This is a genomic window from Sphingobacterium sp. WM, from assembly GCF_029542465.1.
GTDB lineage: Bacteria > Bacteroidota > Bacteroidia > Sphingobacteriales > Sphingobacteriaceae > Sphingobacterium > Sphingobacterium cellulitidis.
The window spans coordinates 1,250,761-1,265,655 of the sequence record NZ_CP120709.1 but is presented as its reverse complement, the minus strand read 5'-3'; the positions used below and the strand labels follow the sequence as shown (position 1 = coordinate 1,265,655).

The following is a 14,895-nucleotide window of genomic DNA, read 5'->3' as shown; positions in this document are numbered from 1 at the left end:
TAATAGTTTACTAAGGTTTCAGCATTCCTAAAACACGATAGTTAATGTAAACAAATTGATTATTAATAGAATATACGGTACATTCTTTGCTTTATTTCACCGAAAGACAATAAAGAAAGCTAGCGTAATTTCCTTTCAGAAGTCTATATTTGCAAGGATATTATGCTGCGATTAAATTGATTTATTAATAAACAAATGTGGCAAATAGCTGTTAGTAAGAGATACAACATTAATTATATATAAAAGGATATTTTTCAGGCTTTGAATAGATTTGGTCGAATAGTATTAAAAACTGTCTTGTGGATTATAGGTTCCATAATTGCTTTACTTTTACTTCTTATTTTTCTTATCCGTTTACCATCTGTACAGAATTATGTGGTTGGTAAGGTTTCGAATTATTTAGAAAACAAGCTTGGGACTCAGGTAGATATTGGTCATATTTATATTAATTTCCCAAAAAAGCTTGAGTTGAACGATGTCTTTTTTGCGGATAAATCAAAGGATACCTTAATAGCTGGAGAGTCTTTAATGGTGGATATCAATATGTGGAAATTATTGAAGAACACGGTTGAGATTAATGAGTTACAGCTAAAAGGTATTACTGCAAAAATCAACAGGACCCTTCCTGATAGCAGTTTTAATTTTGATTATATCGTAGCCGCTTTTGCCTCCGAAAAAGAAAGTACGCCTACTGCAGACTCTACTTCCGCTTTAACTTTTGATATTGACAAAGTCCAGTTCGAAAAAATCAATTTTGTCTATAAAGATGATGTCATTGGAACATCAGCGAATATATATTTAAATAAATTTGACACACGGGTTTCAAAATTCGATTTAACAAATAATATGTCCTTCGGGATGCCAAATGTAAAAATCGATGGATTGTCCGCAGATATTAAACAGTGGGCAGTCATTACCTCCCAAGACTCCTTAAAAGCTTCAGATTTTGGGATAACAAGTACCAGTGTAGAACAATCTTCGCTCCTACCTAATATTGATATCAAGACGATTGATTTAAAAAACATCTTTATAAAGTATGATGACAAGGCCATCAATATGCAGAGTAAATTCGACATCAAGAATTTAGCAGGAAATATTGAGCAAATTGATTTAAATAAAGAACTTGTCAAATTAAAAGAGATTAAACTATCAGATTCCGATTCCGAGGTTTTATTTGGAAAAACGACTCGTGAACACACCTTTGATGACAAGGTTGATACTACCAGTAGTTCGAATAACTGGAAAGTTTCTGTTGATAAATTAGCCATTGAGAAAAGTAATTTTTGGTTCAAGGATGATAATCAAGCTCGAACCAAAGGAATTGATTATTTCAATTTGAAGTTAACTGACATTGCGGGTGCACTTGATGAACTATACTATTCCACAGATTCCATTTCGGGAGATTTGAAAGGATTTACCATAAAAGATCATTCGGGCTTTAATTTAAAGCAACTAAAGGGTGATTTTGTTTATACAAATACAGGCGCAACGATCAAGGACTTATTGCTTCAAACGCCAAATACCCTAATTCAGGACGAGATAATCATCTCCTATCCTTCATTGGATGCTGTTTCGAATAATCCAGCAGCAATGACCATCAATGCGAATATCAAAAAGAGCCATATTGATATGAAGGATATCCGTTTATTGGCTCCGGATCTTGAAAAAGAAGAGGTAATGAAACCTCTTATGAACAAGAGATTCTACATTGACGGAAAGGTAATGGGTAAGTTGAATGACCTTCGAATTCCTCGATTTGAATTCAAGACATTAACCAATACCCATGTGATTGCCACTGCGCATATCAAGGGTTTACCTGATGTAGAAAAAATGTATATCGACCTGAACCTTAAAAAAATGGTTACAGGTAGAAATGATCTAAAACAATTAATTGCTCCATCTTTATTACCAGATAGCATTGAGTTACCTAGAAACATTAGTTTAACAGGTACGTTCAAAGGCGGGATGAAAGGTTTTGACACCAACATGAAGCTGATTACAGAACAGGGGAATGCTACAGTCAATGGTAAATTGAACATGGGCAGGGATACCACCTATAATGCTTTTGTGACGGTTGACAACTTCAATTTGGGAGAATTCCTGAAACAAGACTCTGTTCTTGGATATGTTTCGGCTCAGGCTCAGGTGAGTGGTACGGGTTTAAATCCAAAAACCATGCAGGCGGATGTTTTAGGAACGTTGAACCGTTTTGATGCCATGGGTTATAGTTATAAGGATGTGAATTTTGATTTGACGGCACGTTCAGGAGATATTGCCGGAACCATCAAGAGTCCCGATCCGAATATAGATTTGGATGCAAATATCCAAGCGGATATGCGTGGCCAATTTCCTAAGTTATATGCTGAGATGATGATTGATAGCATTAACTTCAAGAACCTGAAGTTAATGGATCAGAATGTTCGTTATCATGGAAAAATTACAGCAGATTTTGAAGCATTGGACTTAGATAATCTGAATGGTTCTCTATTAGTGACGAACTCTTCAATTGCCTATGAAAAAGACCGTTATTCCTTGGATACGGTTTCATTGACAGCCCAATCTGACACTGGAAAGAACACTTTAATCTTAAACTCGGAGTTTTTAAGTGCGCATTTGACTGGAAGTTATAAATTGACCGAGTTGGGATCTTCCATCTCGGATATTATTCAAACCTATTACAATCCTTCCGGGATTAAACAGAAGTATGAGTATTCGCCACAGCAATTTGAGTTTTCAGCTCGATTATATCGTTCGAGGATTATCCGAGACTTCTTACCGGAGTTACAAGAATTACAAGATGTAACTTTAGATGGTACCTTCAATAGTGCTGATCATTCCTTGATGGCCAAGTTACTGGCGCCGAAGGTCACCTATGCCGGTACGGAGATTGAGAATGTCGGTGTGGATATCATTACAGCGGATAGTACTTTATATTATAATGCCTTGATAGGCCATATTCTGATCAACAATATCGAGTTACGCAATACAGTGATGAGTGGTAGTGTGGTAGAGAATAATGTTGATTTTGGATTATGGATCAAGGACAAGGAAGATAAGGAACAGTACCATTTAGGTGCGAAGATGCAAGTAGCGAACAACAGCTATAATATCTCATTGAAGGAAGATGGATTAATGCTGAATTATGAGGATTGGGACATCGAGCCAAACAATATCATCAGTTTTGGAGAAAAAGGGGTTCGTGCGAGTGGATTTATCCTGAGCAATGAAGGTCAGGAACTTCGAATTCAATCGCAGGATTCGACATCCAACTCTCCTATTGACCTTAATTTCAACAACTTTAGGATTGAGACTATTACCGAAATGCTTCAATCTGAGACCTTAAAATTAGGCGGTGGAATTAATGGTAACGCGACGGTTTCTCGTTTTGAGTCCTCCCCTGTTTTTGTATCGGATCTTACAATTGATAAATTCTTCTTTGGCACTGATACCATTGGTAATGTGGCATTGAAGGTCAATAATATTAAGGAGAACACCTATTCGGCAGATGTACGCATTACGGAGAACGGCAATGATGTACACTTTTTGGGAGATGTTATTTCACCACCAGAGGGCGATATGCAGATAGATGCGACCTTAAATCTGAACCCGATGCGGATGCAGACCATTCAAGCCTTCAGTTTAGGTAATTTACGGGATGCGCAAGGAGATTTATCAGGGACTTTAAAAATTACTGGGACGACTTCCGCACCGCGAATAAATGGGGAATTAACATTCCATGATGCTATTATCAATGCCTCCATGTTGAACTCCAATATGCGCGCGGATAATCAGAAGATTTATTTCAACGATCAAGGTATTACCTTCCGTCAATTTAATCTGGTTGATAGCAAAAACAACGTTGCTCGATTAAACGGTACAATCAAAACGACGACCTATACCGATTTCATTTTCAATTTAAACCTGACCACTGATGACTTTGAGGTCATGAATTCCACTAGGTTGGATAATGACTTGTTCTTTGGAAAGATGTATGTGACTTCCAATCTTCGGATAACCGGGAATTTGGACAAACCACGGATAGATGGAAATGTAAAGGCGAATGATCGGACAGAGTTTAATTTTATTGTTCCGAATGAAGATCCGGGAATTGCACAACGTGAGGGGGTGGTTAAATTTGTGGATAAAAGTGACACAGCCAGGGCGAATGTTTTTGCGCAATTGGATTCGATGACCACGGTATCCAGTGAGTTATCGGGATATGATATTGCCTTGAACCTGAGCACGGATCCGGACGCGAAATTCAAGATTATACTAGATGAAGGTACTCAGGATGCCCTCAATATTCAGGGTGTTGCGGAGATCAATACCAGTATTGATGCGAATGACAAGATTACCATGTCAGGAACCTTTACGGTAGAAAAAGGAGATTATACCTTCTCCTTTGGACCAATATCGAAGGACTTTAGTTTCCAGAAAGGAAGTACCATTACCTGGAATGGAGACCCATTGGATGCCAGGATGGATATTACAGCGGTATATTCCGGAAAATTCGCCACTTTAGAATTGGTACAGAATCAAATTTCCTCCGAGAGCCAGAACTTATATAAGCAAAGGGTTCCATTCAATGTATTATTGAAATTAACAGGAGAATTATTCAAACCACAGATCAATTTCGACATAGATCTTGATGAGGATAATGCCATTGTATCGCAAGATGTGGTGAACAAGGTTAATATAGCCTTATCCAATATGCGGGAAGACCCGGCAGAGTTGAACAAACAGGTCTTCTCCTTGATTGCATTGGGTAGATTTATGTCGGCGAATCCATTTGAGAGTTTATCAGGAGGAGGAACTGAGGCGATGGTCAGAAGTACAGTCAGTTCCTTCCTGACAGGACAGTTGAACAATTTAGCTTCTAACCTGATTAAAGGCGTGGAATTGGATTTCAACTTGAATTCGGAGGAAGATTATTTAACAGGAAATGCGGAAACCAGAACAGACTTGAATGTTGGGATATCGAAAATGTTGTTTGATGATCGATTAAAGATAACTATCGGTTCCAATTTTGAGGTTGAAGGGAATACACGTCCAGGAGAAAAGGCATCCAACATTGCAGGGGATATCTCCCTAGATTATCAATTATCGAAGGATGGTCGTTATTTTGCTCGGGTTTATCGTAAGAATCAATACCAAGCCACCTTGCAAGGTCAGTTTGTTGAGACAGGAATAGGATTTATCATCAACATGAGTTATAACAGATTCAGGGAGTTATTCATGAATTCCAAGGCTCTTCAGGAGTATTATAATACGGAAAGCCGCGGATTTAGAAGAAGATTTGATGTGGACCGGATGGAAACAGATTCTGTGTATAGGGATTCCGTAAGGTTGGTAATTCGTGATAGTTTAATGTTGCATAGTCCAGAATTCAGAAAAAGGATTGAGGAGCAAGAAAAAGAAAAACAACAGCTAGAATTGAAAAGGCAACAAGATAGTAGCAGTCTACCAATAGATAGCAATCGTACGAATAGAGATACTTCAAAAAATACAATTGAACCAAATAGATCAGCTATTAAAAATGAAGAAGAGGAAGGAGGGAATCATGAAAATTAAGCATTTATTCGCTTGCTCCCTTGGGTTATTATTGATTGCAAGTTGTAATCCGACCAAATATATTGCTGAAGGCGATAAGTTCTATAAAGAGGGGGATGTTGTCATTCATAATGACACGATTCCGAAGGAACGTAAGGAAGGATTTGAAACCTATCTGGAGAGTTCTTTATTGCCAAAACCGAATAGTAAGTTTTTAGGAGTTTATTTTAAGGTTGGTTTATGGAATATGGGTGGTGGTCCAGATACGAGTAATAATTTCATTCGTCGTTGGTTGAAAAAACAAGGTCAGGCGCCAGTATTGTTGAGCGATGTCAATCGGGAATACAACGAAAATTTACTACGTAATAAAATGGAGAACCTAGGTTTTTTCACGGCGAGAGTAACTTCAGATACCCTGATTGACGGCAAGATGGCAAGCATTCAATACGATGCATTTCCGGGTCCTATTTATCGAATAAATGAGGTCAAATTTGATGTGGATAGTAATTCCAGATTAGGTAGATCTATTATGGAACATAAGCATGAGAGTTTATTAAAACCGGGAAGCAATTACAACCTGGACGTTATTCTAAATGAGCGAGACCGGATTGATGGGAGATTAAAGGATAAAGGCTACTATTATTTTAGTCCGGATCATCTTTTGGTGGAGGTTGATAGTACGATTGGGGATCATAAGGTTGATATGTTTATGACCGTAAAACCGGAGACACCGCGTCAAGCGAAGGAGCCGCAACATATCGGAAATGTTTATGTATTTGCGGACTACAAAGAAACCAGTGGTAGCAATCGTCGCCGCGTTCCTAGAAGTGTAGAAAAATACGATGATAAATTTTATATCATTGATCCACAGAACAAATATCGTAAGAAAGTATTAGCAAACCATCTATTTTTGGAACCAGAAGCGATGTATAATCGTTGGAACCATAATATGACGATCAATCACTTGGTGAACCTGAATACCTTCAAATTTGTAAAAAATGAATTTGTGGACAGTCCAGATTCAGCCAATCACTTGGATGTACATTACTATTTAACACCAATGGATAAGAAATCCATTCGTATAGAGTTGGTTGGAAAAACTGCAGCGGTTTATAATGGTACGGAAGTAACTGCCAATTGGACTTTAAAAAATGCATTCAAAGGCTTTGAGAATCTAACGTTATCGGTTTTTGGTGGTTATGAGACGCAGACAGGTGGGAATGTGAACTTAAATTCGAGTTATATTCGATATGGTGCAGAAGTAGGAATTACCTGGCCAAGATTATTATCTCCTTATAAATGGGCTCCGAGCAAGCAATATATTCCAAAAACATTCTTAAAAGCTGGATATGAGTTTTTAAATCGAAGGACTGCCTACACCTTGAATTCGATGACCTTGAATTATGGATATGCCTGGAAGGAAAATCAACAGAAGGATCATAATTTAACACTTGCGGAGATTATTTACGTTCAGCCAAGAGGTATTTCAGATGAATATAGGGCACAAATGGATACGGTGCCAACCTTAAGGCATATTGTAGATCCGCAATTTTCCTTTGGTCCAAACTATGTGTACACTTTCACCAATACCATGGAGAACAAGAAACACACCTTTTATGCCAAGGCGGGATTAAATACTTCAGGTAATATATTAGGATTGATCCAAGGGGCAAATTATAAAGAAGGAAAAATCAAGGAATTATTTGGAACTGCTTATTCTCAATTTATCAAGGCGGAAGCGGATTTAAGGCATTATCTGAAGATAACCCCGACATCCACTCTAGCATCGAGATTTATGATTGGGACGAGTTATTCTTACGGAAATTCCCGTTCCCTACCCTATTTAAAGCAATATTTTACTGGTGGTCCAAATGGTCTTAGAGCATTTAGAGCGCGTTCAGTTGGTCCTGGTTCTTCATTACCTGAGAATTTGGGGGAAGAGAATTTCTTTGCTGACCAGACTGGGGATTTTAAATTGGAGCTGAACACCGAATATCGTGCAAAGATTGCGGGTATGCTACATTGGGCAGCCTTTATCGATGCTGGTAATGTTTGGTTACAAAATAAGGATGAAAATAAACCGGGCGGTCAGTTCAGCAAGGAATTCTTAAGTGAATTAGCTGTAGGTGGCGGTTTGGGTTTACGCTTGGATTTAGATTTTCTAATTATCCGTACGGATTTTGCGATTCCATTCCGCGTTCCCTATCGTCCGAAGGATGATCGTTGGGTCTTCAAATATATCGATATTCGAGACCGGGATTGGAGAAGAGATAATTTGGTTTTCAACTTAGCGATAGGTTATCCATTCTAGGAAAAAGAGCAGCAAAATATTTGTTGCTCTTTTTTGTTGGAATTATTGAATTACATTAAATTGACCGTTTTCTCCCTGAATTGACGATAATTTTTGTTAGATTTAATGGATATAAACATAACCCTTAACTATATGAAAATAACCGTAGTTGGAGCAGGGGCAGTTGGAGCAACGACCGCTGATAATCTGGTAAGAAAAAATGTAGCTGAAGAAATCATTTTGTTGGACATCAAGGAAGGATTTGCAGAAGGAAAAGCACAGGATATGATGCAAACATCTGCCCTATTAGGCTTTGATGCAAAAATCAAAGGTGTTACGAATGATTATTTAGCGACGGCAGGTTCATCTGTGGCGGTAATTACTTCTGGAATTCCTAGAAAACCAGGTATGACGCGGGAAGAATTGATTGGCACCAATGCGAATATTGTAAAAACCGTTGTTGAGAATCTAATCAAGCATTCACCGGATATTATCATATTAATTGTATCGAATCCAATGGATACGATGACCTATTTAGCGTTAAAATCGAGTGGACTTCCTAAAAACCGTATTATAGGTATGGGCGGAGCTTTAGATTCAGCGCGGTTTAAGTATCAAATCAGTGATAAGTTAAATGCATCAGCGAATGATCTGAATGCCATCGTTATAGGTGGACACGGAGATACCACGATGATTCCATTAATCAAGCATGCGACTTGGAATAGTGTCTCTGTTTCAGACTTTTTAACTCCTGAAGAGGAGCAAGAAATTGTTAAGAAAACCATGGTTGGAGGAGCGACTTTAACAGCCTTAATCGGCACTTCAGCATGGTATGCGCCAGGTGCTGCAGCTGCTGCGATGGTCGAAAGTATTGTTCATAACCAGAACAGATTGTTTACTGCGTCGGTTTATTTGGAAGGTGAATATGGTCAGGAAGACATCAATATTGGTGTTCCTGTCATCATTAACAATAAAGGTTGGGACCGCATAGTTCCGATGGAGCTTTCAAGTGAAGAAGAAGAACTGTTTAAAGCAAGTGCTGAAGCTGTTAGAAAGATGAATCAGGTGCTATTTGATGAGGGAGTTATAAAGAAATAGCGTAAAGAAGATTATAATATAAATGCAAAATATTCCTTTTGAAGTCATCGGTCTACAGGCCGATGGCTTTCATATTATTACTGAGATCGAGATTTTTGACAAGAAATTCAAGATGGTAATTGACACTGGAGCCTCCAAAACCGTGTTAGACAAAGAAACCTTATTAAATTCAGGGATCAATGAGGAAGAGTTTCTAAATACCGATATCCTATCTACCGGTCTAGGTACCAACACAATGGAGAGTTTTATGATTACCCTTCCTATTTTAAAGTTAGCGGAATGGCAAGTAAAAAACTTTACGGCTGCTGTATTGGATTTAAGTTCAATAAATTTTGCCTATAACCAGATAGGTTTAGACCCTGTTATTGGGGTTTTAGGTGGAGATATTTTAAAGCTTTACGGTGCGCGGATTGATTATCGTAAGAATTTACTGACGCTGAATCAACGCAAATTAAACTTGAATAAGCGACGTTGAATATGAAGTCTTAAATAGATATAAAATCCTATTCCGATTAACATTCCGCACCCTCCCATGATATAGAGGGTGTTTTTTATGCCTACAATTTCAGCAATTGCCCCAGTTAATAAGCTTCCCAGCGGGAATATTCCCTGGAATGCCATCACATAATAGGACATTGCCCTTGCTCTGTAGGCGGGCATGGCATGGGTTTGTATATAAGTATTGATGGAAGAATTCTGCATCATCATGGAGAAAGAAACAGCTCCTGTAAAGAATAAGGCTGAGGGTAAATAATGGGCAAATGCCAATAAAACCAAAGAAATTCCCATAAAAAAGGCTGCGAACATAATTCTATAACGGAGATTTTCACCAGTTTTTAGCCTTGCCATGTTGATTGCACCAATCATTGCCCCTAGTCCGGCAGCACTTTCAAACCAAGAAAAAGTTTGTTCATTACCATGGAATAATTCCCTAGCCACGGCGGGTAACAAGGAGGTATAAGGAATAACCAAGAGGCTTGAGATGGACAAAATAATGATCAGGGAGGCAATATGGGGCGATCTTTTCAGATAATTGAAACCTTTGACGAGTCCTTCAAAGGAGGATTCATTAGGGATAATAATAACATGTTCCGTAACTTTCATCAGCAATAAGCAGATGATAACCGGGATAAAACTGACAAAATTGAGTGTAAAACAAGCTAATTCCCCATAAGTTGAGAGCAAAATACCACCGATTGCAGGTCCTACCATTCGAGCGGCATTGAAAATAGAGCTGTTCAGGGCAATTGCATTCGGTAAATCCCGTCTATTATCGACCAAATTGACCAATAATGCTTGTCTTCCCAGGACGTCAAATGCATTTACCACACCTTGAATAAAGCCTAAAATGGAGAGATAAAGTACAGATTCCATCTTCAAATAGACCAATAGCGCGAGTAAACCGGCTTGAATCATCAATCCTATTTGGGTAATCAATACGAGTTTATATTTCTTGTGGCGATCCACAAATGCTCCGATAAAAGGAGACAGGACAAGCGAGGGTAATAGGGAGATAAAGGAGACAAATCCGAGCCAAAAGACAGAGTTAGTAAGTTGATAAACGAGCCAGCTAATGGCGATTCTTTGCATCCAGGTGCCCAACAGGGATATCGACTGCCCAATTACATGTAATCGATAGTTTGGGTACTTTAGGGATCTAAATATTTGCATGAAATGCGAATTCTTGTTACAGCGAGATAAATATAAAGGATTGAAATTCAAATAGAGAACAATCCAATAAAGCGTGAATAAAATATTACAATTCACTATTGATAACAATGGAAGGGCAAGAATTGTTGTAAAATGGACAGAATTTAGATTAAAAATCAGATAAATAAATTGGATTAGAGGTCAATAACTTCAATTCTTAAAACAATATAACTACCTTTGCATATCCAAAAGGATAATAGAGAATTCTACAAAACAAATTAATTCAAATACTATCATGAAATTTTTTATTGATACCGCAAACCTTGAACAAATCAAAGAAGCTCAAGACCTTGGCGTTTTAGACGGAGTAACTACCAATCCTAGCTTAATGGCGAAAGAAGGTATTTCTGGCGATGAAAATGTAATCAACCACTATAAAGCGATTTGCGAAATCGTTGATGGGGACGTTAGTGCAGAGGTAATTTCTACAGATTACGAAGGCATGATTAAGGAAGGTTTAGCTTTAGCTGCTTTGGACAGCAAGATTGTTGTTAAAGTTCCGATGATTAAAGACGGTGTAAAAGCAATTAAATATTTCAGCAAAAAGGGCATTAAAACGAACTGTACGTTAGTTTTCTCGGCTGGTCAAGCCTTATTGGCTGCGAAAGCAGGTGCTACGTATGTATCTCCATTCATTGGTCGTTTGGATGATATTTCTGTTGATGGTTTAGGATTAATCGAGGAAATCCGTGAGATTTACGATAATTATGGTTTTCAAACACAGATTTTAGCGGCTTCAGTACGTCACAGTGCACATATTTTAGGTTGTGCTAAGATTGGTGCAGACGTTATGACTGGTCCATTATCAGCGATTTTAGCGTTATTAAAACACCCATTAACGGATAGCGGTTTAGCTCAATTCTTGGCTGACCATGCGAAAGCGGCAGGTAAATAATTAGAATTTTCCTGAGAAAATATAGGGCCTCCAATTTGAAATTGGAGGCTTTTTTTATACCCGATTTAAATGCGTAAATTTATAGCATGAAAGCGGATATGAGTACGGAATTGGCTCCAGAAAAACTAGAAGAATACAGCCAATTATTAAAGGCAAATCAACTAAAAGTCACCCAACCAAGACTGCGAGTTTTGGACATAATATCGACAAAAATTTCAGCGATTTCACAACCAGAATTAGAGAAGATTTTAGGGTCTGAAATCGACCGTGTAACTCTCTATAGAATTCTTGCCAGCCTGGAAGAAAAAGGAATTCTTCATAAGGTTTTTGACCTGAATGGGACAGCGACTTACGCGATCTGTTCGACCCGATGTTCGGCGGATCATCACCATGATCAACATGTACATTTCATTTGTTCAGTCTGCAATTCTGTCTACTGTCTTGATGAAATTGCGCTTCCAAAAATCAAGTTGCCCAAAGACTTTTCTTTACATTCCATTGCCATCAATGCTGTGGGAATTTGCGACAATTGCAATAAAAAATCATCGTAATATTTCATAAATTTTATATAAATTGCTCTTGAATTTCAAAAGTACATTGGAAATTCAAGAGCAATTTTTTTGAGTAAAAACCACCTGCTAAACCAATTTTATTTTTCTTGCTAATTTTTAGTTTTAACATTCTTACTACTCTATTTTATAGGAACTTACAAAAATTCAAGTATACATAAATATAATATAAAATAGTTTAGCAAAATAGCATCTAAAACCTATCTTTTCTCATTTACATCTATTAATCAATAGTTTACAAAAAATATAGACAATTTTTGTTTTAGCAAATACAATATATTTTATTAAAAATCAGATACTTAATTAAGCTAAATAAAATTATTTATTCATTTTAAAATGAACTCAAATTTTTAAACTTCAAATTTTGTGTAATGAATCAAAAATGGAGAGATTTCAGTATATTAGATTCGGGGATTTGGATAAGCAAAATCAGGCAAGTAAAATAGCCCTTGTATTTGACCACTCCCCTATCCTTCATAAAAGAAAAGACAGCTGAAGGAACAGACAAAACGACAGCATATGAAATCAAAAAAAGAGAATCCTTACAAAGAAGTTTTAACCCAACTGATCGTTGACATATTTGAAAAATCAGGAAACACCGCACTTAACTATAAGCAAGTCGCAGCCAAATTAAACATCACAGATACGGACTCAAAAGTCACCATTTCGGACATCCTCACGGATGGCAGCAGGACGGGACAATTCAACCAACCCGAGCGTGGAAAATTTCAGCTCAAACAGCTTCATGTTTATGTGACCGGAAAGGTCGATATGACTGCTGATGGATCGGCATATATTGTTCCGGAAGATGATACTGAAAGTGACATTTATGTAGCCCCTCGAAAACTAAGACAAGCCTTACATAATGACATCGTCAAGGTCCATGTTTATGAGCGAAAGAAAGGTCGAAAAAGAGAGGGTGAAGTTGTAGAGATTTTACAGCGTGCGAAGACAGATTTTACAGGTACCATTGATATTTCAAAAACTTATGCATTCTTCCAGCCCGACGACCGGAAAATGCTACATGATATTTTTATTCCCTTAGACAACCTGAATGGTGCGAAAAACGGGGAGAAAGTTTTGGTCTCTATTTTGGAGTGGCCTAAAAACGCCAAAAATCCGATTGGAACGGTGAAGAGTGTTTTAGGTAAGAAAGGTGAGAACAACACAGAAATGAACGCGATCCTAGCGGACTTTGGCTTTCCACTAGAATTCCCTAAAGCTGTTGAGGACGCTGCAAATTCCATTTCCGATATTATCAGCGCAGAGGAAATTGCAAAACGTCATGATTTCAGAAACACAACCACCTTTACGATTGACCCGGCAGACGCCAAGGATTTTGACGATGCTATTTCATTTAAAAAATTAGAAAACGGGAATTACGAAGTTGGAGTCCATATTGCGGATGTTTCCCATTATGTCACTCCGGACTCTACTTTGGACAAGGAAGCATTTGAACGAGGCACATCAGTTTATCTGGTAGACCGAGTTATCCCGATGCTCCCAGAAAGATTATCCAATAATTTATGTTCCTTACGTCCGAATGAGGACAAATTGTGTTTTTCGGCCGTTTTTGAATTGGATGAAAAGGCCAATGTCCATGATCAATGGTTTGGCAGAACGGTAATTCATTCAGACCGAAGACTCTCCTATGAACAAGCACAGGAGATTATTGAAGGAAAAGAGGATGAATTATCCGAACCGATTTTAAAATTGAATGAGCTGGCATTTATTTTACGCGAGCGTAAATTCAAAGCTGGAGCAATCAGTTTTGAATCCGAGGAGGTAAAATTCAACCTTGATGAAAATGGAAAACCCACCGGGGTCTACACCAAGGTTAGAAAAGAAGCTCATAAATTGATTGAAGACTTTATGCTTTTGGCAAACCGAAAGGTTGCAGAATTTATTGGTAGAATGGGCAAAGGGAAAAACAAACTTCCATTTGTTTATAGATTCCATGATGTTCCTAATCCGGAGACCTTGACAAGCTTTTCACAATTCGCTTCGAGGTTTGGGCACCGCCTAAGCATCAAGACCGACAAGGAAACTGCGAAATCCCTAAATTCTTTATTAACAAAAATTGAAGGATCCAAAGAACAAAATCTATTAACCTCCCTAGCAATTCGCTCGATGGCCAAGGCTATTTACACAACGAAGAAGAGCTCCCATTATGGATTAGCATTTGATTTTTACACTCACTTCACCTCCCCTATCCGTCGATATCCGGATGTGATGGTCCATAGATTACTTCAATTTTATCTAGATGGCGGCAGAAAAGTAAATGCTGATCACTACGAAAAGATGTCTGAGCATTCCTCCCAAATGGAGAAGAAGGCAGCAGAGGCAGAAAGAGCATCGATCAAATACAAACAAGCGGAGTACTTACAGGACCAAATTGGCGTTGAATACAAAGGTCTTGTATCTGGAGTTACGGAATGGGGTATGTATGTAGAAATTGAGGAGAACAAATGTGAGGGAATGGTTCGATTAAGAGACATTACGGATGATTTTTACACGTTGGACGAGAAGAACTTTGCAATTATAGGACAAAGGAAGAAGAAAGTATATCAATTAGGAGATGAGGTTCAGATCAAGGTAAAGAAAGTAGATTTAGAGAAGAGGCAGATTGACTTCACCTTATTGAGTTAAGAAATAAAAAGAAGACTTTGGGTCTAAACGAGTGCTCCTTAAGCGATTAGGGAGCATTTTTAGTTGTTGGGGGCATGGGATTAGGGTGAATGGGGTTGGAAATTTCGGGAAAGCGAAAATATTTTAAAAAACTT

The 14,895-nt window shown here is 38.0% G+C and carries 8 protein-coding genes; 7 read left to right on the top strand and 1 reads right to left on the bottom strand.

The genetic code is table 11. The features are described 5' to 3' along the window. Positions 1–297: 297 nt before the first annotated feature. The 4 genes from PZ892_RS05405 (at position 298) to PZ892_RS05390 (ending at position 9,413) form a co-directional block, all read left to right on the top strand. On the top strand, positions 298–5,571 hold the full coding sequence (locus PZ892_RS05405; protein WP_277712325.1) for a translocation/assembly module TamB domain-containing protein: 5,274 nt from the start codon (positions 298–300) through the stop codon (positions 5,569–5,571). Then, positions 5,537–7,861 (top strand): BamA/TamA family outer membrane protein, encoded by a 2,325-nt coding sequence (locus tag PZ892_RS05400; protein WP_277712324.1) that lies wholly within the window; start codon positions 5,537–5,539, stop codon positions 7,859–7,861. The genes PZ892_RS05405 and PZ892_RS05400 overlap by 35 nt, the downstream gene beginning before the upstream one ends. 132 nt (positions 7,862–7,993) lie before the next feature. Beyond that, a complete protein-coding gene (locus PZ892_RS05395) occupies positions 7,994–8,938 on the top strand; it encodes a malate dehydrogenase (protein WP_277712322.1) in 945 nt (314 codons plus the stop codon). Between the two features lie 22 nt (positions 8,939–8,960). Beyond that, the gene (locus tag PZ892_RS05390) at positions 8,961–9,413 is read left to right on the top strand and encodes a retropepsin-like aspartic protease (protein ID WP_182499006.1); all 453 of its coding nucleotides are present in this window, start codon (positions 8,961–8,963) and stop codon (positions 9,411–9,413) included. On the opposite strand, the gene PZ892_RS05385 is transcribed toward PZ892_RS05390, so the two are convergent. Further along, positions 9,380–10,609: an MFS transporter gene (locus PZ892_RS05385; RefSeq protein WP_094280415.1), complete on the bottom strand. Its 1,230-nt coding sequence runs from the start codon at positions 10,607–10,609 to the stop codon at positions 9,380–9,382. The two genes, PZ892_RS05390 and PZ892_RS05385, sit on opposite strands and share 34 nt — an antisense overlap. 274 nt (positions 10,610–10,883) lie before the next feature. Here PZ892_RS05385 and fsa point away from each other — a divergent pair, with 274 nt between their 5' ends. The 3 genes from fsa (at position 10,884) to rnr (ending at position 14,761) form a co-directional block, all read left to right on the top strand. Continuing rightward, positions 10,884–11,543 carry a fructose-6-phosphate aldolase gene (gene fsa / locus PZ892_RS05380; protein ID WP_094258283.1) on the top strand — a complete coding sequence of 220 codons (660 nt, stop codon included), beginning with the start codon at positions 10,884–10,886 and terminating at the stop codon, positions 11,541–11,543. Between the two features lie 86 nt (positions 11,544–11,629). Next, positions 11,630–12,094, top strand: a complete 465-nt coding sequence (locus PZ892_RS05375; protein WP_277712320.1) for a transcriptional repressor — start codon at positions 11,630–11,632, stop codon at positions 12,092–12,094. A 537-nt stretch (positions 12,095–12,631) separates the two neighbouring features. Further along, entirely contained in the window at positions 12,632–14,761 is a 2,130-nt protein-coding gene (rnr, locus tag PZ892_RS05370) for a ribonuclease R (RefSeq protein ID WP_182499007.1), read from the top strand. Positions 14,762–14,895 lie beyond the last annotated feature (134 nt).